Source organism: Pseudosulfitobacter sp. DSM 107133, assembly GCF_022788695.1.
GTDB lineage: Bacteria > Pseudomonadota > Alphaproteobacteria > Rhodobacterales > Rhodobacteraceae > Pseudosulfitobacter.
Map to the genome: position 1 here is coordinate 838,764 of NZ_CP085154.1, position 20,586 is coordinate 859,349.

The following is a 20,586-nucleotide window of genomic DNA, read 5'->3' on the forward strand; positions in this document are numbered from 1 at the left end:
TGGGGTCGGCGCAGTCTGGAATGGCAAGGCCGCGCCGGTCAACCGTCCAGCACCCGCAAATCGCCCGCCAGCCACGGCAGCTGCGCCAGCGCGGGCGTGATCATATGCGCATCAATCAACCGTCGCATGGTCTGCGCCACGCTGGCGGGTACTTCGCCCACCCAGTCGGTGCCGGCAAACAGTGAAATGGTCCGCGCAAAGGGGGTGAACGGAAGGGTAAAGGCGTCGACCTCGTCGTGAAAGCGCACCGCACGCATATAGCCCAGTGGCGTCGTCACCGCCCAGCCGATGCGCCGTGCCACCATCGCCATCAGCGCCAGATGACTGCCGATTTCGAATCGCTCGGGCAGGTCCAGCTTTTGCCGCGCCAGATGCGCCTCGATCAGCCGTCCGATCATCTGGTTCTTCTCGTAGCGCAGGAACGGCAGGGTGCCCAATTGCGCCATCACGTCGTCGCTGCCCTTAACCGTGCCCTTGGGCGCGACCAGAATGAACGGATCGCGCGCCAGCGGATATTCCAGTACGCCGTCAATCACCGTGCCCGCGCTGGCGGCAATGGCCAGATGCAGCTTTTTGTCCGCGATATCTTCCAAAATCTTGTGGCTGGGGGCGGTGATCAGCTTGAATTTGCAATGGGTCAGGCTGTCGGCCAGAATCGTTACCAGACGCGGGGTCAGGTCATTGTCGAAATCGTCGATCAGCCCGATGCTCAGCGCGCTGAGATGCGCAAGATCCATCACCGCCAGCTCACTTTGTGCCAGCCGCAACTGCGCCAGTGCTGCCTCGGCGCGGCCCAAGAAACTGTGGCCTGCGGGGGTCAGGCGCATGGGACGCTTGCCGTGGTCGATCAGATCGGTCGCCAGCGCCGTTTCCAGATTGCGCAACTGCTGGCTGACCGCGGGCTGGCTCAGGCCGGTGACCGCGGCGGCCTGTGCCACCGATCCCGTTGATGCCAGCGCCTCGAACACTTCCAGCCCGCGCAGGGTGACACCTTTGCTGATCATCGCCATTGTCTCCGGTTTTCGGTTTTGTGAAACTTCACAGCGCACAGGTCAAGCGTTCATAGAACTTTTACAATTCATATCTTTGGATTTCGTGATGTAAGGCCTGTTTTTGCATCGCCTTGCAGCGCCCTTTAAATCGCGCGACACTTCGGCTGAAACCTGTCCACACAGCCCACGGAGCACCCTATGAAGATCGCAACCGCATCCTATCCGCTGGACGTGTTCCAGACCTGGGCCGATTACGAGGCCAAGCTGACCCGATGGGTGTCCGAGGCCGCAGGGCAGGGGGCCGATCTGCTGGTGTTTCCCGAATACGGCGCGATGGAGCTGGCGACTTTGGCCGGTTTGGAGGTTGCGGGCAATCTGGAGGCATCGCTGCACGCGGTGTCTGAACGCTTGCCCCAAGCCGATGCGCTGCATGTGAAGCTGGCGGCAGATTTCGGCGTGCATATCCTTGCGGCCTCGGCCCCCTATGTGCCCGCCGACGGCCAGCGCCCGGTGAACCGCGCGCGCCTGTTTGCACCGACGGGGCAGGTGGGTGTGCAGGACAAGCAGATCATGACGCGGTTCGAGGAAGAGGTGTGGGACGTTGTGCCGGGCAACGCGTTGCAACTGTTCGACACGGCCTTGGGCAAAATGGGCGTCCTGATCTGCTATGACAGCGAATTTCCCTTGCTGGCCCGTGCCTTGAGCGATGCCGACCTGATCCTGATCCCCTCGGTGACCGAGGCGCTGTCGGGCTACTGGCGTGTGCGCATCGGCGCGATGGCCCGTGCGTTGGAAACGCAGTGCGTTACCGTCATGTCATCGGTGGTTGGTCCTGCGGACTGGTCACCGGCTGTGGACATCAGCGTGGGCGCCGGCGGCATCTACGGCCCGCCCGACACGGGGTTTCCCGACACCGGCGTGCTGGCCGTGGGCGCGATCAACCAGCCCGGATGGACCTATGCCGAGGTCGATTTACAGGCCATTGCGCACGCCCGAACCGACGGTGTGGTGCTGAACCGGCGCAACTGGACACGCCAGGATTCGCGCAGCGATGCCGCACCTGAGTGTAAATTGCGCGAATAGCCCTTGAAAACAGGGCTCAATCGGCGCATTTACCCCCATGTCCGCATTTTCAGCGGATGGACTGCATATGGAGAGACCATGGCCAAGGAAGATACGCTCGAATTTCCCGGTGTTGTGAAGGAACTCCTGCCCAATGCGACGTTCCGGGTCGAGCTTGAAAACGGCCATGAGATCATCGCACACACGGCAGGCAAGATGCGCAAGAACCGCATCCGTGTTCTGGCTGGCGACAAGGTACAGGTCGAAATGACCCCCTACGATCTGACCAAGGGTCGGATCAACTACCGCTTCAAGTAAGGCCAACGTGGCCTTCGTACTGGGATCAGGCAGTCCGAGACGCAAAGAGCTTCTCGGACAAATTGGCGTTGTGCCTGACGACATCCGCGCGCCGGATATCGATGAAACCCCAATGGCTGGCGAACTGCCGCGCCCGTATTGTCAGCGGATGGCCCGTGAAAAGGTCGCCGCCGTCACAGCGGATGCGGATGACGTCGTGTTGTGTGCGGACACCACCGTGGCGCTGGGGCGGCGCATTCTGGGCAAACCTGCGGATGCGGCCGAGGCGGCTGCGTTCCTGTGGGCGATGTCGGGCCGCCGCCACCGTGTGGTTACCGCTGTGGCCGTGCGCCGGGGCGACCGGTTGTGGGAACGCGACGTGGTCAGCATCGTGCGCATGAAGGTTCTGTCGAACGAGGAAGTGAACGGATACCTTGCCACCGGCGACTGGCAGGGCAAGGCGGGCGGCTATGGCATCCAGGGACCGGCCGGTGCGCTGATTCCGTGGATTTCCGGGTCGTTCACCGGCATTGTCGGCCTGCCGCTGGCCGAAACCGCAGGGCTGCTGACCGCGGCCGGCGTCAAGCTCTGGGGGAGCACATGAAGGGCAATACGATCATTCTGGACCATCTGGACGGGGCCGAAGCCGCCGCGCTGATGGTTGATGGCAAGCTGCACGACCTGATCATCGACAGCGACGCCCCGCGCCCCGGCACGGTGTACCGTGCGATTGCCGACAAGCCCGTGAAAGGGCAGGGCGGCATGTTCCTGAAAACCCCGGATGGCAGCGCATACCTGCGCCAGATCAAGGGGCTGGCACCGGGTCAGGAGATCTTGGTGCAGGTATCGGGCTATGCCGAGCCGGGCAAGGCGATACCGGTGACACAAAAGCTGCTGTTCAAAAGCCGCTATGCGATTGTCACGCCCGATGCGCCGGGCCTGAACATCTCGCGGTCGATTCGCGAGGATGACCTGCGTGACACGCTGCTGGAAATCGCCCACGAGGCGATGGAAGGCCGCGAAATGGGTCTGATTCTGCGGTCAAGCTGCGTGGGGGCAGAGGCCGACGACATTGCGGACGATATTCTGGCAATGGCAGATTTGGCCGAAACCGTGCTGGGCGATGATGGCCACGGAGCCGAAGTGCTGAGCGAAGGCGACGGCCCGCATATTCTGGCCTGGCGCGACTGGACCGATCCGGCGGATGTGGTCACCGACGCGGGCGGTTTTGAGACGCACAGCGTGCTGGATGCGATCGACGCGGCCCGTGGGGCCTGGGTCGATCTGGGCGGCGGTGCGTCGATGTATGTCGAGGAAACCCGCGCGCTGGTCGCAGTGGACGTGAACACCGGCAACGACGCCTCGCTGGCAGGAGGGCTAAAGGCGAACCTGTCCGCGGCCCGCGCCCTGCCCACAGCGCTGCGGGTGCGTGGCCTTGGTGGTCAGATTGTGATGGATCTGGCCCCCATGCCCAAGAAAGACCGCCGCACCTTTGAAAGTGCGCTGCGGGCCGCCCTGCGCGGCGACACGATTGAAACGGCGCTGGTGGGATGGACCCCGCTGGGCCACATGGAACTGCAACGCAAGCGCGCCCGCGCGCCATTGCCACCCGAGGCCGCATGACCTGTCCGATCTGCAAATCCGAAACCGTCCACAAATACCGCCCCTTCTGTTCGCGCCGCTGCGCAGACATCGACCTGGGCCGCTGGGTAAGCGGCGACTATGCCCTGCCATCAAACGACCCTGAGGACATTGAAAAAGCGCTGGATGCGCTGGAACAAGAGACACGGAAACCTCATTGACCAGATTGGTCAAAAAGCCTCTGGACACCACGCGCCAACCCCCCTAGAAACCGCCTCACCCAGATTGCAATGCAATCACCCGTGCCCGGGTAGCTCAGGGGTAGAGCAGTGGATTGAAAATCCTCGTGTCGGTGGTTCGATTCCGCCCCCGGGCACCATTTAACTACCTGTTATTAAAGTAACATTGCAGATCTAGACTGCGGGTTGATTATCGCATTCATAAACTTGGGTGCCGTATGGGTGTAACTTCGTGCCTCCATCTCAGCAGGCCCGTCCAAATATTTCTCATACGGTTAGCCGCTTGGGCTTATTCTCTTGATTACTAAGCGAAACTGTTGAAGTGTTGACATGGAATTCAACCATGAGCGGAGAAAGTCTCATTGCAGGCAGGCTCCATTGAGCAGCAATGTTATTAACAGAACAACTTGAAACTTTCTTAGGTAACTTTAATAGGCTATCGAGCCGAATACGCCATCTGAACTATGATACCGATGCACTTGGTGATCACATTGACGTCCGCTGTAGTTACATTGCATTTAAAGACGGAAAACAGACGTTCGACGAGTTCCTTGAGGTCTTGTATCATCAGATCGTTTCCTTTTGCCTACCCCGGTCTGAGATCACATCCGCTCACGACAGGATTCAACGAGCTCTTGCTGACAGCGATGCCGTTTTGGTCAATCAAATTTCGACACAGTTGCATGAGCGCGCTCGCAGCCTCTTTATCAAAGCAAAAAAGGGAAGGCGTGTGGATATGTCTCAGGATGAAGCGCGAATATGGATAAGACGTCAAAATATTGAAGCTCTGGACATCCCCTCTGCTTCAGCGAAAGAAATCAGGAGGCTTTTCCAAGCCGCCTAACCAAAAATTCTATGTGGGTTTCGTTTCTCATTATCTTTCTAGCGCTACAACCGCTTCCTTGTGCGCAGCGGATCCCTTCAACCACTGCCAAGGAGAACGTGGCGTGCGAGCCTTTGCTAGTTCGGGATGTGACTTAGCGTCTCTTGCGGCGGCGCGTAGCTTTTCGCGAGCTTCTCGTGGGTCGATTTTGAGTTCTTCGCAAAGGGTTTTCAGCGTGATGATGTCGGACATGTCGATCTCCTAGGTTTCTGATGCGGATCGATAAGACGAGGTCGGCAGGCATGTCAGGGATAACCCCACAAAATCCGTAGAGTATACTGAGGTATTGAATGTTGCACTTGTTGGGATGGTCAAGAACTCAAGAAAGCGATAATTGGACGTACGTAAACACGCCAAGGTACGTAACCGCCCCATTGCTACCGCAGTGATTTAGCTTTGATGCGTGTCACCAGATCGGTGTCATCCACGAAGTTATCAAGGAACTCATGCCATGTTTTGTTGGTGATGCGAGCGGCGCGGATCATTTCCTTCAACTCTTCGATCCCGTCATCGGTCAGTGCGGTGATTGTTTCGTCGGGTCCGACGTAGATGCTGACGATGTTTCCATAGGTCAGGTTGTCGTCGTTGTAGATGATCGCTTCAAGAAGTTCGGCATCCTCACCCAACATTCTGGCGACGTAATCGATAGTGCAAACATGGGTCACCGCAGCCATCAGGCGGCCTTTGATTGTGCAGTTGCCAGCGGCACCCAATTCCACGGCAGCAGTTCATCCAGCCGGTTGATCTTGTGATCGTGGATACGGTCGAAGATGTCAGCCAGATAGGCCAGCGGGTCAAGGCCGTTGAGCTTGGCCGTTTCGATGATGGTCATAGCGCGGGCCAAGGTTTCCGCACCGGTATCTGCCCCTGCAAATAACCAATTCTTACGTCCAATTCCAATCGGTCGCAGGGCACGTTCAGCAGGGTTGTTGTCGATGGCCACACGTCCATCGGTCAGAAATAGGCTGAAGGCCTCCTGTCGACTGAGGCCGTAGCGGAAGGCTTTGGCCAGGTCGCTTTTACCCGGGATGCGCAGAAGCTGTTGTTCGGACCAGACAAAGAAGGCCTCGACTTGTGGGCGGCTGAGCTTTTGACGCGTCGCATAACGGACGTCAGCGGGCTGACCGTTGATGTCTCGTTCAATATCGTAGAACTTGCCGATCCGGTCGAGTGCCTCGCGGGCGATCTCGGACTTGGTCGAGGCCCAAAAATCGTGGAAGTCTCGGCGCAGGTGAGCCCAACAGGCCGCCTAGCGTAAACGCCGCGTGCCATCGGGGTCAGGCTCATAGAGCTTGGCATAACCCTTGTAGCCGTCAGCCTGAAGGATGCCGCGGGCGTTGGCCAGATGGCCGAGAACATGCTCTTCCTTCCAGTCTGGCGCAAAGCGATAGACAGCACCCGGTGGCGATGCCCCCGCCCAAGGGCGTTGATCGCGCACATAGGCCCAGATCCGGCCTTGTTTAACCCCTTTGCCAAGCCCCTTGTCGCGCAAAGAGCGATCCAGCACCCGGATGGGTGTGTCGTCCGCATGCAGCAGGTCGCTGGCCATGATGTCAGCCTCGATCCGCTCGATCAGCGGCGACAGGGTTTTCATGGCGCGGCCACACCAGCCTACCAGCGTGCTTTCGGGAATGTCTGCCCCCATTCGCGCGAAGATCTCGTGTTGGCGATATAACGGAAGGTGGTCGTCAAACTTCGAGACCAGCACATGTGCGAGCAGGTTCGGCCCTGCCATGCTGCCCGGGATCGGACGGCTGGGGGCCGGTTCCTGCACCATCCGCTCACAACGGCGACAGGATTTCTTGATCCGGGCGATCTGGATCACCTTCATCTGGGCGGCGATCATGTCCAGCAATTCGCTGACATCCTCGCCTACCACGCGCAGGTCGCCGCCGCAGTCAGGGCAGCAGGTGCCGGGGTCCAGTTCACGACGCTCGCGCGGGGTCGTATCCGAAACCCGTGGTCGGCGGCGCAAAGCGGGCGCATCAGCAGTGTCTGGTGACGGTTCATCCTGCCCTTCGTCGATGGGGGCTTCATCGCCTTCAGCCACCGCGACCAATAAATCTTCCAGCGCCAGTTCCAACTGTTCGATCTCGCGCTCGATCTTTTCCGAGGATTTGCCAAAGGCCAGTTTCTGCAACTTGGCGATCCGCAGGCGAAGCGCCTGAACCAGCTGGTCATGAACCCGCAACGTAGCCGATATCTTGGCATTCTCCGCTTGCAAAGCCGCGATCATCGCCTTCAACACAGCGGGGTCATCGGGGAGGTTTTCGGCGTGTTTCGACATGCGCCTGACTACCAAAAGTCAGGTTAAAACGCCATATAAATAACGTGAATCCTAGCGCACAATCACCCCACGCGCGCCGGCGGAGCACCCCAATCGGGACGCCGCCAGTCGATCCCTTCCCACAACATCGCAAGCTGCGCCGAGGTCAGCCGCATCGCCCCATCCTGGGCATTTGGCCAAGGGAAACGGCCTCGTTCGAGCACCTTGTAATAGAGGCAAAACCCTTGCCCATCCCAGAACAGAAGCTTGATCCGGTCACCCCGACGGCCTCGAAACGCAAACACCGCCCCACTGGTAGGCTTTTGTCGCAACACGTCCTGGGTCAGCGCCGCCAGCCCTGCGATCCCCTTGCGCATATCCGTGACACCGCAGGCCAGATACACACGCACACCGGTGCCCGGGCCGATCATGCCCCTTCCACCGCGCGGATCAGGCCCGACAGCGCAGCCGGATCGACCGTGCTTTCAAAATGCAAACTGCGCCCGCCACGCAGGCGCAATTCAACAGCAACTGGAGGCGGCAGTTCAGCGACCGGTGCCTGCGCCACCGGCACCCCTGCAGTCACGGGCATGTCCAACGGCAAGAAAAGCGCCCCGGCATCGGGCGACCACAAGCCTTTTTTCTTCAGTTCATGTCGCCACGCGTAAATCTGTTGTCGCTTAATCTCATGGCGCTGCGCAACCTGCGTCACGCTCGCCCCGGCAATCCCAACCGACCCGACAATCTCAAGCTTGTCGTCGTCATGCCAAAAGCGTCGCCGCTCCGCCCCAAGAATTTCGCCACGCATTCCAGACCCCGCATAAGAGACGTCGCTAATGACGTCTTTAACGACGTCTCTTAGATCATCGCCCCAGCCTCAGGCAGGCGGTGCCAATGGCGCGGTTACCAAGGTACACTCGTCGTGAAATTTGAAACCACACCGTCATTTGAAAGCTATTTCAATCTGGCAGAGGCCAGCACTCAATTGGCTCTAACATCCCACATCGATGCCATGCGAATATTGGAGCAGATACATACAATTTTTGTCACTGAATTGCCGTCGATCAGCGATGGCTGGGGGCCGAGCCAAGGTTTGCTCAACATCTCGTCGTTGATGACATGGCTAACCTCAATACGTGTGGCAACAACCGGGCACTCAGCGTCAGCTTTCCCACTGTTTCGGACATCCCTAGAGGCTGCCTGCTATGCGTACAACATTTGGGCACAACCAGAGTTGGAACAAGTCTGGTTAGATAGAAATAGGGAAGAGAAGGCGCATCGAAAATCAAGAAGGGCATTCACATCAGCTGTAAAAGACACTGCAAAGCATCTTGTTAAGCGCTCTTTCGTATGGTCGGGAACAGAAGACTGGATCAATACGGCATACAGCCAATCTATTGATTTTGGTGCCCATCCCAATCCGAAGTCAATCCTACCCGGCTTGAAAATTGACGATCAGCGTACCGATGGAATGGTTGGACTGAATTTGGCCGGGGTTTACGGTGGAGATTCATTTCAAGCGGAGCGGTTGTTAGTAGCCGCTATCGATTACGGACAACTAATTTTGCTTGTCGCTGGTTGTGGTACTGAACAACCTAGCCAGAATATTTTTGACAGTCTCAATTTGATTAATGACAGAAAAGAAAAGTACGTGGCGGATAGGTTTTCGTAGTTTTCACCGTTCGAACAGCAGCCCTAACTAAGCCCCAGCATACACAGCGATAAGCGCGCGTGGCCGTGTTACATTGAGCCAGAGGGCCTCGTGACCGTGACGAACGACGTGTTGCGATGAAAGCGCCGCTGACGCCAGTGCTGGCCCCTGTGCGCTGCTCAGACGTTCAATGATCTAGGAATTACCCTGACGCCCACCACTGCTCGATCTTATTGCGCTGTTGCAACCGCAACCAGCAAAGGAGACCACAATGGTCATTCGGGCAACATGGAAATTCAACGGGCAGGACAAGGTCATTCTCGGCAACTGGCACAGGCTGTGGTGTCTACTTTTCGGTCCGCTCTACTATCTGTTCAAAGGGATGTTCCTGTGGTCGATCTTATCGCTAATCACAGCCAATGGTTTGTGGATCGGCTTTCCCCTGTACAACCGTGCCATCGTACTGCGCCATTTCCACCGCAAAGGCTGGGAGCAAAACTGATGTCACAAGCGCGCAAACATGGGGTGCCGATCCACCCAAGCAGCACCCAATACTTCGATGGTAGAATTCCGTCAATTAGTGCCAACGCTGCATGGCCCATTCACGTGGTCGAACGAATTGCAAAATGCCGCCGTGGACAGTCTAGCCAATGAGTAAACCCACCCATGCGGCACCCGAAAGCACCCACTCAGATGAACCCGAATGCGGACCGATTGAAAAGACTCAGCTATTTGGGTCCGTCTCCCATCCAACAGCCTGATCAATAGTCCGCGTGTCGGTCTCGGGCGCTTTTGGCCTCGTCTGTTGAGGCATTGGTGAAAGGTGACCACAGGGGGATAGGGGGAGGCCTTTTTTTATCAGCGCGCACCCTGTGGACGGACAAGCGGTCATACGGACTGCCGAGATTTTCGGCCCCTAGCCGATATCAAGATCGTCAAGATCGCCAAGGGCGTCATGCATGATCGTGGCGATCTTGGGGGCGAAGTGCGCCGAAATTATCGATGGCGATGTTGGCGTTCTTGGCGCACTTCACTTCCTACCTGTGGTCATTCTTCGTCTGGCAAGGATAGGAACCAGCCTTTCCCCTTCTTCTTAGATCTGACTCCTAGAGCGCGCCTTGCGCGTTCCAAGGTCTTAGGGGCTATGTCGCGTGCCGCAGCCTCTTTCTCCACTTTGGTTGACGGTTCCGGCCCGTTCTTGAGAAACACGCGCAGAAACTGGGTCGCTTCGTCCAGCGCCGAAATTCGCGGAGCGCCTTCGGAAGAGATCAAGTCGTCAATCGTGATGTCTGACGGCCCCAGCCAATTAATGGATGCCCCGCCGCCATCTTCTCCGACGATTTCATAACTCTGCGTTTGCCCGCGAACGGCAATGTTGTGCTTGATGTGCACTATCAGCTTGGTCGAACTGTCGTTGGGGTGTTCGCACACCAGAAACGCCGATCTCGCCGCGCCGATCACATCCATGGAACCACCCCCCTGATATATGGCCTTGTTGTGCTTGGCCTTCGTCAGGTGCCGAATGATCACCACGGCTGTTTCACCAGCCTCCGCTATGTCTTTTAGGAAAGACAAAAGCTGTCGGATCACATTTGGCTTGTAGATATCCTGCCCTGCCGGAATGTAGGCGAACAAGGGGTCAAGGATCAGAAGGTCCGGTGGCTTGCGCTTCACCTCGCGCATGAGGGCATTCAGCCCCTTCTCGTCGAGCGACAGGAAATCACCCTGAACGCGAATTCGCGACGGGTCTCGGTGCGCTTCCAGTCCTTGGTGTTGGGCTTGGCATGAAGCTCGATGAACTTGGGGATCATCTCACCCAGCGTCAGGGCCGATGCCTCGGAAACTTCGGGGGGCTTGTCGAACTCGCCCAACTCGACATCACGGGCGATTTCCATCGCGCGGCGTCTAGCATCGGCAAGGGAGACCACAGGATAGGGGCCGATTTTAACGCGTCTGCGCGCACCGTTCGGTCGGACCAACGTGTAGAACACCTTGGCACCTGTGGTCGACACACGCACATGCAGGCCATTTACTTTCTGGTCGCGGACCTCGTACCGTTTGATGGTCGCGGGGGGCATCGCGTCGAGCGATTTGGTTGTCAGCATCTGTTTCATGCAGACATCGTAAGACACCCAGAATCCGCGTGTCAGGGTATGGTTTGAAGTGCAATAGCCTTTTCTGAAACTGCTCTTGACTGTGTGAAGCAGTCTGCAAACCTGACGCAAAGGAAGTATTAGGTGACCAATGACGAGCATTAGACAGAGAGCACTTTTTGTCCCGCAAAAGCACTTTGAGAAACTACCTTCCGACGAGGAAGGTGGCGTCACCAACTTCATCCATCGCACAGATGACCCAGCAGAAAAGTGGATAGAAGAAACAACCGCGAAAATCGGTGATTGGAAAAACCTGTCACGAAGCATCTACTTGCGTTGGGCCATCACCATCAATGCGATGTGCATCGCTGAGGACCACTACAGTGCTTTGCCAGATGAGAAGGCTCTCCAGACCGTCACTATGAGAAGTGTTTACGGCAAAGCTGTTCACGTACCTCTAGCCGTTTGGTCCGGCAAACAAGCTGCTTCTCATTACCAGCAATCTACAGAACTGGTTGCTGCGTATGGCGTCGCGGATTTGGTCGGTTCAATTGAAGACATCGTCTTCGAGGCTTTCGAAATTTACCTACGTCACAACCCTGAAAATTTCATCAAGGGGCCAGACAACAAACCAATGCGAAAGCTGTTTCGTGACCGAGAAAAGAACCCCGAGGCGTGGGAAACAGCTTGGGACGAAAGGTACAAGAACTGGCGCAGAAAGAAGATTTACAATGGCCTTTTTTCGGTGATGGAGCACTACTGGAAAGAGGCCTCATTGCTTCGCCCCAGCACGTATAAACACACTGATGTGAGCGATTGGTGTGCCACGGTAAAGATGTTCTCGGAGCTACGTAACCTGATTGTGCACAGCGCGCCAAGCGTGTCGCCAGAACTAGCGGATTACTGCTCCATACCAACGGCAATGACGTTCGATTTCAAAGAGGGCGAACCCTTGCAAGTTGAGTTGCACCACCTTCAGTCCATCGAGTGCTTTTTGGACCAATACCTCAGCGCCTTGAACATTTCCTTGTTGGAAAAGGCAAATGGACCAATCAATACGTGGACTTCACCAAAGAGCTGAGAAGGGAGCCGCGCCCCTGGGTGCCTCATGGGGGCAAATATTCCTGCGCTTGATTGCCTCGACTTGAAAGAAGGTAGAATAGGCTGGAACGCTCAACTTCATGACTTCAATCCATTTTTGCGTCAGAATGGGGTGCTGCGCTTCGGTCTGCACAGAGGCTAAGGAAAATTGAAAATCCTCGTGTCGGTGGTTCGATTCCGCCCCCGGGCACCACTATTTTTCAAAAAATAGATAAATTTCAGGCGCTTATCGCGTCGATGACTTTTTCATCCATCCTTCCGTCCACCCTTGCCGCTTGCCTGGCGATGTGGTGCGTCCTGACACATGTTGAACGAGACAAATCACACCAGAACAGGTCTTGTCGGGCGAAAATCAACAGTTTGTGCATTGTTCAAGCAAGCTGACTGCGGTCATCGGTGCTGGAACGGCCCCTGACAGCCGTTCCTTTCACCCCAAGCAAGCAACGCTCTTACCCAAAGAGATAATCAACGTTTTGCATGGTCTCCAGATCAGCGCCTGCAAATTTGATCACCACCCCCTGATCGGCAAACTGCGCCTCGGCCGCAGAGAAGGTGGTGTTGGCAAGCACGTCTTGCGCGGAACTGTAACCAAAGCTGTCGAATTGAAGCGTATCCCAATCATCCAGTTGAAGAATGACATTTGACCCTTTTTCACTGGCGTCAAAGACAAAGGTATCGGCGCCGATGCCACCTGCCATTCTGTCGTTCCCCGGGCCGCCATCAAATACGTCGCCCTCAACAGCTTTCATATAGGCTGTGAATGGGGCCGCCGTCTTGTTGATGAATTCGCGACTTTGGGCAAAGCCCTGAACCACGCCTTCGCGTGACAGCCCATTCGACATCTGTTCAAGCCACGCCTCCAGACCGCCTGCATCGGCGGCACGGTCCAGCACGTTCTGATACAAGAGATCAACGAATCCGTTGTTGTCGAGCGCCCCATAGGTGTTGCGGAACTCGGTTGAATTGGTGAAACCGCCCGCAATGGAAGGATATGCCTGACCTTCAGAAAGCAGCGTACTCCAGCTTTCTAGCCCGCGCTGGTCGGGATCACGGTCCAGCGTCGCACGATACAGACGGAACACATCGTCAAGAAATTCCGACTGTGCCCGACCGGACAAAGCGTTGGTATAGGTATTGGCTTCGGTGGCCGTTCCTGCCTTGAATTCGGCGCTTTCCGAGAATCCGATCACGACCTGCTGTCGAGATGTTCCGTCATCCAGTTGTTGCAGCCAACCCGCCAGTCCCGCGCTGTCTGCGGCGCGCCCCAGAACATTGTTATACAGCAGGTTGACGAAGCCGGTGTTGTCCAGACTGCCATAAACATTCTGGAATTCACGCGAGGCGACAAAGCCGGTGGCAATCTCCACGATGCTGTTCGTGCCGCTCTCAAGGCGATCTACCCAGCCTTCGAATCCGCCGGTATCGGGTGCGCGATCCAGGGTGGCGCGGTAGATGCGGTAAACCTGACCACCCGGCGTGCTCACGGCGTTTGTGCTCTGCCCGCCAATCAGGAGATCATTTCCGGCCTCACCGTACAGCGTGTCTGATCCCTCGCCACCTATGATCGTGTCATTGCCGCTGCCACCACGCACCAGGTCGTCGCTGCCCAGCCCGTTGTAAAAATCGTCTCCGGCAAGCAGATCAATCACGTCCGGGCCACTGGTGCCTTCCAGCACATCGTCGCCGGGGGTCGGGATTCTCGGGCCGTTCAGAATGGTCACAATGCCCGCTGGGACAGAGCCGACAAAGGGCATGCCCTCTTGCAAGGTCACGGACAGGGCAAATGTCTCCGTGTTTTCGTCAAGCGCATCCCCCAGGATTTGAACGCGCACGGCAGTGCTGGTTTCACCGGGCAGGAAGGTGATGCTGCTGTCGAGCAGCCGGTAATCCTGCCCCAGAACCGCCGTCTGGTCGACGGCCGCAACATCAAAGCTGAGTGCGACAGAGGCAGCCTGAGACATCAGGATCGGAATCTCGTACTCGGCAACGTCACCGCCTTTTTCACGGGTGATGGCCGGTGCCACCGAAACCGCGCGGTTCGGGCCAAGCCCGTCATTGTCCAGGATAAAGCCCACCGCCTGCACGCTCGCGGCTCCGTCCGCAAAACTGGCGCCGACCGCATTCGACAATTCCATCATGATGGTCTCGTCGCGTTCGTCGTCGCTGTCGCCTTCGGTCTGGATATAAATCCGGCGCGTGGTCTGACCCGGTGCAATGGTGATCGACCCCACGGTGCGACCGGAATAGTCGAAACCATAGTTCAGATCGCTGCCCTCTCCGGTCCCTTCCAGCGCGCGGTAGTCAACTGTAACCTCGCTTGTCGAGGCTTCGGACAGGGACACCTCAAAAGCCAGATACTCATTATGCCCTTCAAGGGCGAACGCATTCGCGACCGAGATCACAGGTCCGGGCGTGGTATCATCGTCCATAATGGTTGCTTCGCCGACCAACCCGTTTGCATCCAGACTCAGCGTGTCGGGGGCTTCGACGATCAGGGCGAAACTTTCATTCAACTCGGCTGTCGCATCACCGATCACCTCGACACGCACGGATTTTACAAGCTCGCCCGGTGCAAAGTTCACCGATCCGATCCTGGCGAAATAATCCGACCCCGCCACGGCGGTGATGTCCTTGGTCTGATAATTGACGGTCAGCGGGTCGGAAAGGGCACTGGACAGGCGAATATCGAACACAGCGTATTTGGACCCTGAGTCGCCTTCGATCAAAGCAGGATCAGACACCAGTAACGCCAGATTTGACCCTGCGCCGTCATTGTCGTGGATGATACCCGTGGCCTGAATGCGGCTTTCACCACCGGCAAATCGTGCGGTTTCGCTCAGGTCGGTCAATCGCAGATAAATGCTCTCGTCGCGTTCGTCGACGTTGTCGCCTTCAACCTGAATATAGATAATCTTGCTGGTGACACCCGGTGCGAATTCGATCGTGCCAGAAGTTCGATCATTGTAATCCAACCCCCAATTCAGATCGTCGCTGTTGCCGGTCCCTGCGAGTGCACGGTAATTCATGCTGACAGGCTGCAACGATGCTTCGGACAGCGTGACTTCAAAGCTCAGATATTCGTTGTGATCTTCAACCGCGACGGCATCGTGTACTGTAACGACGGGCCCGGTGCCGGTGTCATCATCCCTGATCGTTGCCACACCGCCAAGTCCATCAACACTGACGGTTCCCGTAGACGGTTGACCAACCACCAGCGCAAAGCTTTCGGTTGCTTCGGCCAAAGCGTCGCCCAGCACCGAGACACTGACCGTTTTCACCTCTTCACCGGCGGCAAAGTTCAACAGACCGTTGCGCATGACATAATCGGTGCCGCCCGTTGCGGTGATATCACGGGTTTCGTAGCTGACGGAAAAAGCCTCGGTCGCAGGGCGGCTCAGACGCACTTCGAAAACAGCCTCTTTGGCGCCGCTGTCGCCTTCGACAAGGACGGGATCAGACACCAGAACAGACAGGTTGGGGCCTGTCCCGTCGTTGTCCAGAATAACGCCTGTGGCGCGCAGAACATCTTCGCCGCCGGCAAAGCTGGCGTTTTCACTCAGGTTGGTAAGTTGCAAGACAACGCTTTCGTCGCGTTCGTCGGCACCGTCACCTTCGACCTGAATATAGATAATCTTGCTGGTGACACCCGGTGCGAATTCGATCGTGCCATATGTCCGGCCATTGTAATCATAGCCATAGTTCAGATCATCGCTGTTTGCTGTGCCCTCTAACGCACGATAGCTAAGTGTGACGGTGTCCAGAGCAGCCTCTGAAAGGGTCACTTCAAAACTCAGATACTCGTTATGGTCTTCGACCGCGACCGCGTTGGACACCGAAACCACGGGCCCCGCGCCGGAATCATCGTCGCGGATCGTTGCTTCGCCCACAAGGCCGTCAGTGCCGACCGACGGAGACGACGGGCTGTCGAGGACAAGCGCGAAACTTTCTGTCTGCTCGGCGGTGGTATCGCCAAGCACCTGCACGCTGACCAGTTTGACCTGTTCGCCAACCGCAAAATCCAGCGTGCCGAAACGCGCAACATAGTCAGAGCCTGCTGCGGCTGAAATATCCTTCGTGCTGTAATTGACGGAGAATGCGCTTGTTGCGGGCTGCGACAGGCGCACCTCGAAAACGGCCTCTTTGGTCCCCTGATCCCCCTCTTTGATGGCAGGGTCCGAGACAAGAAGCGAAAGGTTCGAGCCAGCCCCGTCATCATCAAAAATGACACCAGTGGCCCGCAGCGCAGCCTCGCCGCCATCAAATTCGGCATTCTCGCTTAGATTGGTCAGCTGGAGGATGATGCTTTCATCCCGTTCATCCAATGTATCGGAAGTAACGCCGATCCTGATCGTCGCGCTGGTCTCGCCCGGCGCCATAACAACGGTGCCGTAGGTCCGGTCGCTGTAGTCAAATCCGTAATTGAGGTCATCGCTGGTGCCGGTCCCTTCGAGCGCGCGATAGAAGAACGAGACGGTATCGAGAGCAGGCTCTGACAGGGTAACTTCAAAACTCAGAAAGTTATTATAGCCTTCTTCGACCGTGGCATTTGAAATAGAAAGTACTGGCATACCGAAAACCTCACCTATTAATCTGTTCGAAGCCGTGAAAAATCTTTGGCGAAAGTTAGAAAAAAAATCTGGCAAGAGGCAAGAGGCAATCCTTTCAAACCCGAGAAATTCGCTGATTCAGAAACGTCTTGCCGAGAGTTTGGTCCGGACCTGTCACGGTTTGATGTGTTGTGACCTGATTTTTTTGTAACCACTTAATATATTTGTATGAATTCGATTTCTGTCTGATCTGTATCCACGGATTAATCCGGCGTTCATGCGCCGTTGTTTCGGCCGAATACGTCAATCCGATTCATCCTTTTGGTGCGTTGAAAAGGTCTGAACGACGCCCATGTTCCGAAAAATGCTTTTCAGAGGACGGTCTTACAAGACGAGGCCGCCGTTCTGTGGTATGAATCTTTACAGTGGGGGAAGATCAAATGAGCTTCGTTTCAATTACCACATGGCGGATCACAGGCGAGACTGAGACCCTGCAACATGTAAAAGGCCTGATGGAAAGAAAGTACTTTCCGGGTCTGCTGGCCTTGGGCGCGCAACACTCGATGCTTGTTGACGCAGAGTTGGACCGTTTTGCCATCGTAACAGTGTATCCAAGCCGCCAGGTGCGCGATGACGCCATCGCCCATATTTCTGCCCTGCGCACCGAAGGTGCCGAGGAGTTCGGAGCAGAGTTGATGGATGCCTATGGCGGAGAGATGCTGGCCACTTCGGCCCCCTGACCCTCCTGTATCTCAACCTTGCAATAGAACCCCCGTCAGCGGCCTTGACCGAGGTCACCGACGGGGCGGTGTATGGCGTCTGGTGGTCCCTCTTGTGTTGGCGTGTTGCAACGCCAAAGCTTGCAGAGAATGGCCCTTGTGTCTCTACTTTTCAGCTGCGAGCAGGCTGCGTCAAAGCAAGGGCGTCACCTGCCACGACATCGGCAGGCCGCCATCGGGGCGCAACGAAAAACGGGCCAGTGGCGGGGGCATTGCCTCCAGCGACATCGGAGTGAGCCGCTGCAAGACGGTCGCGGCCACAAGACAGGCTTCCATCAGTCCAAAGTTTTGCCCGATGCACACACGCGGTCCGGCCCCGAACGGGAGATAGGCAAATTGCGGCCAGGTTGGCGGCTGCAAAAAGCGCGCGGGGTCAAATTGGTCGGGCGCGTCGAAAAACCGTGGATCGCGTTGGGTCAGATAGGGAATAATCTGCACCAGATCGCCGGTGCGCAGCGACAGATCCAACAATTCGACAGGCTCTGTCGCCTGACGCAGAAACAACGTGTAGGCCGGCGGATACAGCCGCAATGTTTCGTCTATGGTCGCCCGCAGGATCGGCAGCTTGGCCAGATCTTCAAAGCTCGGTGGCCGACCCGACAGCACCTGCGCCAGCTCTGACTGAACAGCATCCAGCCATGCGGCTTCTGTGGCAAGCGCCGCAAAAAGCCAGCTCAGCAGCGCGCCAGAGGTCTCGTGGCCCGCAATCAGCAGGCTCATCACATCGTTGCGCACTTCGGTGAAATCGCCGTCATGTTCGGCAATCAAAGTGCTCAGCAAATCGCTTTGATCGCCGCTGGCGCCCCGTTCGATCCGGTCCCGCACCAGCCCCGACACCAGATCATCCATCACCTGTATCGCCCACCGCTTGCGCCGTTTGGCGGCCATCGGCAGCCAGTCGGGCAAGGTTGTTGGCGAGGTCGACTCGCGAAACGCCGTTTCCGAAAGCGTCTGAATCGCCCGTTCAATCTCGGCCCCGTTGGCGCGTGGCTCTGCGCCAAAAAGCGTGCGCGCGGCGATATCAAGTGTCAGCCGCGCCATCGTGGCATCGGTGTCAAATGTGACCCTGCCGTTTTCGGCGCGCCGGGCCAGCTCTGCGCACAGCTGCTCGGTTTGCTGCACGGCCATCTGGCCGTAGTCGGGCAGGCGTCGGGTTTGAAACGCAGGCATCACCTTGCGCCGACGCGCGCGCCATGCATCGCCCTCGGCCAGCAACAGGCTGTCACCGTTCCATTGCCGGATCACGGTTGTGAGCTTGCGAAACCGGATGAACGCGGCCCATTGCCGGGTCAGCAATGCTTCGATGTGGTCGGGGTGAAACAGCAGATGCGACCGGTAGGGACCAAGCCGCAGGCGCACAACATCGCCGTGGGTGGCCCGCAATCTGGCATAGAGGCCAAGTTGATCGCGTTTCAGTTGGGTCAGATGGTCAATACCAATCAGCCAGGGTGCCGGTTGGGTTCCGGTACTGCGCGGGGCGCTCATGCAACTGCACCTGCACGTTTGGGCAGAAGGCTGCGAAAATATTGCACCCCCAGCACCAGCAACAACCCCGTCTGTGCCACCAGCATCCATGCAAAGTTGATATGCGTCAGCGCCATTAGGCAGGCCGCCGCCCCGTCAAACCCCCGGATTTCGGCAGGGCTGTCATAGCGCGCGCGCCCCTCGCCGGTTCTGATCTCCAGCGCAGTGGCGTGCGACAGCAGCGCGCGCAGCCTGCGGTGACGAGGAGCAAGGACCAGCACCGCCGTGTCGGGCAGCCATGGCTGCCACCTTGGCATCCACTCGGGCACGTTGGCCTTGTATTCGGGCCAGCCCTCGGGGAAACGTTTCAGCAGGTCGTGCCGGTGATGCCATCGCACCATGCCCTGCACAAAGACCCAAGCCATCAGTGCCGCCAGGATGATCCAGATATTGCCCAGTATTGTCCCCAGAAACACCCAGGCCAGCGCCGCAGAAAGCTGCATGGGGTTCGAGACATAGGCATAGACCCCCGTGCGCACCAATCGCTGTGTCGGATCCAGCGGGATCGGCGTGCCCGCGCCCTGAATGCACAGCATCTGGTTGGCCGACAGACCGATCACAATGGTGCCACACAGCAAAACGGCAGTCAGCGTCAGGCTGAGCACCGAGCGGTCCGACAGGTCCCACGATCCACCCATGGCGTGCAGGATCAGCGACGGCAGGATCGCAAAGATCATCCCGCCGGTCATGATCGCCAGCAAGATACAGCGCAGCGGCAAAAAACGGTCTTCTGCTGTCCACTGCGCCAGATAGATGGCCGGGATATGGGCGGTGACAAAGACAAACACAACACCCGCGAACCAATAGGGGCCGGCAGAGACAAGCGGCTCAAGCGAAGAAAAGATCGTTGCGTGCAGGCCGATCACGATGGGCAGGCAAATCATTATTGGTCGGGTGTCGGGAAAGGCAAAATACAGCCCCGGCCCGAACAGAACAGCTCCACCAATCACGATATCCGCCGGCAAGCCGTTCAGCATCAGGGACTCCCAGCCATAGGTCCACCAGCCCAGCCAGATGGCGAGTGAATGGGTCACAAACACCATGGAAACACCATAGAGAAATGCGAACAGCCCGCCGATCCGCGCACGTTGCGACGGGTTGCGCAGGCGCACAATGACCAGCACCAGGGCAATGGGTCCCAGCAACAGCCCCCATCGCAAGGCCAGCATGAACGGTTCGGGCAGGCTTAGGGAAATCATCTAAGAACGCCGCGCTTTAGCATGTCGCGGAGGCGCTTGGGCATGTGAACCTCGAACAGTTCGACAACCAGAAACACCACCGGAAACCCAAGGGCCAGATACAGCGCAAAGCCGGGCAGGGCGAGGATCAGCAAAAGGTGGATAATTGCCCCCAGTTGCATCAGCGCCCCTTCATCCGAGGCCAGATCGCGCAGCGTCACAAGAAACCCGAAGGCCAGCGCGGGCAGCATCACACTCAGCGGAAAGGCCAGAAACGCAGTTGCATCGCCCCCCACCAGCTTCGCGACGGCCATTGCCGCCCGCCACAGGATCAACCCCGTGGCGATCGCCGCCAGAGCGGCCAGAATTTCGCGTCGGATGTTGTACATGCCT

General features: G+C 57.5%; 21 protein-coding genes, 1 tRNA gene and 1 pseudogene. 11 read left to right on the plus strand and 12 right to left on the minus strand.

The genetic code is table 11. The features are described 5' to 3' along the window. Window positions 1-38 precede the first annotated feature (38 nt). The gene (locus tag DSM107133_RS04140; RefSeq protein ID WP_114293583.1) at window positions 39-1,004 is read right to left on the minus strand and encodes a LysR family transcriptional regulator; all 966 of its coding nucleotides are present in this window, start codon (window positions 1,002-1,004) and stop codon (window positions 39-41) included. Window positions 1,005-1,190: 186 nt separating this feature from the next. On the opposite strand from DSM107133_RS04140, the gene DSM107133_RS04145 reads away from it, so the two are divergent. The 7 genes from DSM107133_RS04145 (at window position 1,191) to DSM107133_RS04175 (ending at window position 5,015) form a co-directional block, all read left to right on the plus strand. Next, the gene (locus DSM107133_RS04145) at window positions 1,191-2,075 is read left to right on the plus strand and encodes a carbon-nitrogen hydrolase family protein (RefSeq protein WP_114293536.1); all 885 of its coding nucleotides are present in this window, start codon (window positions 1,191-1,193) and stop codon (window positions 2,073-2,075) included. A gap of 78 nt (window positions 2,076-2,153) precedes the next feature. Then, window positions 2,154-2,372, plus strand: a complete 219-nt coding sequence (gene infA / locus DSM107133_RS04150) for a translation initiation factor IF-1 (protein WP_005978431.1) — start codon at window positions 2,154-2,156, stop codon at window positions 2,370-2,372. Window positions 2,373-2,379: 7 nt separating this feature from the next. Further along, window positions 2,380-2,955 carry a nucleoside triphosphate pyrophosphatase gene (locus DSM107133_RS04155; RefSeq protein ID WP_114293537.1) on the plus strand — a complete coding sequence of 192 codons (576 nt, stop codon included), beginning with the start codon at window positions 2,380-2,382 and terminating at the stop codon, window positions 2,953-2,955. After that, window positions 2,952-3,974 (plus strand): ribonuclease E/G, encoded by a 1,023-nt coding sequence (locus DSM107133_RS04160; protein WP_114293538.1) that lies wholly within the window; start codon window positions 2,952-2,954, stop codon window positions 3,972-3,974. The genes DSM107133_RS04155 and DSM107133_RS04160 overlap by 4 nt, the downstream gene beginning before the upstream one ends. Next, complete coding sequence (gene yacG, locus DSM107133_RS04165) at window positions 3,971-4,153, plus strand: DNA gyrase inhibitor YacG (RefSeq protein ID WP_114293539.1); 183 nt, start codon at window positions 3,971-3,973, stop codon at window positions 4,151-4,153. The genes DSM107133_RS04160 and yacG overlap by 4 nt, the downstream gene beginning before the upstream one ends. A gap of 83 nt (window positions 4,154-4,236) precedes the next feature. After that, a tRNA-Phe gene (locus DSM107133_RS04170) sits at window positions 4,237-4,311 on the plus strand. Window positions 4,312-4,559: 248 nt separating this feature from the next. Then, the gene (locus tag DSM107133_RS04175; protein ID WP_162792029.1) at window positions 4,560-5,015 is read left to right on the plus strand and encodes a hypothetical protein; all 456 of its coding nucleotides are present in this window, start codon (window positions 4,560-4,562) and stop codon (window positions 5,013-5,015) included. Between the two features lie 30 nt (window positions 5,016-5,045). On the opposite strand, the gene DSM107133_RS04180 is transcribed toward DSM107133_RS04175, so the two are convergent. The 5 genes and pseudogenes from DSM107133_RS04180 to DSM107133_RS04200 form a co-directional block, all read right to left on the minus strand. Further along, a complete protein-coding gene (locus DSM107133_RS04180) occupies window positions 5,046-5,246 on the minus strand; it encodes a hypothetical protein (protein WP_114293540.1) in 201 nt (66 codons plus the stop codon). 185 nt (window positions 5,247-5,431) lie between these two features. Then, entirely contained in the window at window positions 5,432-5,728 is a 297-nt protein-coding gene (locus DSM107133_RS04185; protein ID WP_114293541.1) for a hypothetical protein, read from the minus strand. Beyond that, window positions 5,728-7,341, minus strand: a pseudogene (locus tag DSM107133_RS04190) (IS66 family transposase). The gene DSM107133_RS04185 and the pseudogene DSM107133_RS04190 overlap by 1 nt, the downstream one beginning before the upstream one ends. A 62-nt stretch (window positions 7,342-7,403) precedes the next feature. Continuing rightward, a complete protein-coding gene (gene tnpB / locus DSM107133_RS04195; RefSeq protein ID WP_108693086.1) occupies window positions 7,404-7,751 on the minus strand; it encodes an IS66 family insertion sequence element accessory protein TnpB in 348 nt (115 codons plus the stop codon). After that, a complete protein-coding gene (locus tag DSM107133_RS04200; RefSeq protein ID WP_114293543.1) occupies window positions 7,748-8,128 on the minus strand; it encodes a transposase in 381 nt (126 codons plus the stop codon). The genes tnpB and DSM107133_RS04200 overlap by 4 nt, the downstream gene beginning before the upstream one ends. Window positions 8,129-8,242: 114 nt before the next feature. On the opposite strand from DSM107133_RS04200, the gene DSM107133_RS04205 reads away from it, so the two are divergent. After that, window positions 8,243-8,992 carry a hypothetical protein gene (locus DSM107133_RS04205; protein ID WP_162792030.1) on the plus strand — a complete coding sequence of 250 codons (750 nt, stop codon included), beginning with the start codon at window positions 8,243-8,245 and terminating at the stop codon, window positions 8,990-8,992. A 250-nt stretch (window positions 8,993-9,242) separates the two neighbouring features. Then, window positions 9,243-9,473 carry a hypothetical protein gene (locus DSM107133_RS04210; protein WP_114293544.1) on the plus strand — a complete coding sequence of 77 codons (231 nt, stop codon included), beginning with the start codon at window positions 9,243-9,245 and terminating at the stop codon, window positions 9,471-9,473. 545 nt (window positions 9,474-10,018) lie between these two features. Here DSM107133_RS04210 and DSM107133_RS04215 read toward each other — a convergent pair. Further along, window positions 10,019-10,654 carry a hypothetical protein gene (locus DSM107133_RS04215; protein WP_240310518.1) on the minus strand — a complete coding sequence of 212 codons (636 nt, stop codon included), beginning with the start codon at window positions 10,652-10,654 and terminating at the stop codon, window positions 10,019-10,021. 8 nt (window positions 10,655-10,662) lie between these two features. After that, window positions 10,663-11,085, minus strand: coding sequence for an Arm DNA-binding domain-containing protein (locus DSM107133_RS04220; RefSeq protein ID WP_240310519.1), 423 nt, complete (start codon window positions 11,083-11,085; stop codon window positions 10,663-10,665). Window positions 11,086-11,215: 130 nt separating this feature from the next. Here DSM107133_RS04220 and DSM107133_RS04225 point away from each other — a divergent pair, with 130 nt between their 5' ends. After that, a complete protein-coding gene (locus DSM107133_RS04225; protein WP_114293545.1) occupies window positions 11,216-12,145 on the plus strand; it encodes a hypothetical protein in 930 nt (309 codons plus the stop codon). A gap of 469 nt (window positions 12,146-12,614) precedes the next feature. On the opposite strand, the gene DSM107133_RS04230 is transcribed toward DSM107133_RS04225, so the two are convergent. Further along, entirely contained in the window at window positions 12,615-16,733 is a 4,119-nt protein-coding gene (locus DSM107133_RS04230) for a Calx-beta domain-containing protein (protein WP_114293546.1), read from the minus strand. 419 nt (window positions 16,734-17,152) lie between these two features. Here DSM107133_RS04230 and DSM107133_RS04235 point away from each other — a divergent pair, with 419 nt between their 5' ends. Next, complete coding sequence (locus tag DSM107133_RS04235; RefSeq protein ID WP_114293547.1) at window positions 17,153-17,452, plus strand: hypothetical protein; 300 nt, start codon at window positions 17,153-17,155, stop codon at window positions 17,450-17,452. 171 nt (window positions 17,453-17,623) lie between these two features. On the opposite strand, the gene DSM107133_RS04240 is transcribed toward DSM107133_RS04235, so the two are convergent. The 3 genes from DSM107133_RS04240 to DSM107133_RS04250 are packed head-to-tail and all read right to left on the minus strand — an operon-like array spanning window position 17,624 to window position 20,582. Then, a complete protein-coding gene (locus DSM107133_RS04240) occupies window positions 17,624-18,976 on the minus strand; it encodes a cytochrome P450 (RefSeq protein ID WP_162792031.1) in 1,353 nt (450 codons plus the stop codon). Beyond that, complete coding sequence (locus DSM107133_RS04245; RefSeq protein WP_114293549.1) at window positions 18,973-20,214, minus strand: methyltransferase; 1,242 nt, start codon at window positions 20,212-20,214, stop codon at window positions 18,973-18,975. Before DSM107133_RS04245 ends, DSM107133_RS04240 begins: the two co-directional genes overlap by 4 nt. Beyond that, window positions 20,211-20,582, minus strand: a complete 372-nt coding sequence (locus tag DSM107133_RS04250) for a hypothetical protein (protein ID WP_114293550.1) — start codon at window positions 20,580-20,582, stop codon at window positions 20,211-20,213. The genes DSM107133_RS04245 and DSM107133_RS04250 overlap by 4 nt, the downstream gene beginning before the upstream one ends. Between the last annotated feature and the right edge of the window lie 4 nt (window positions 20,583-20,586).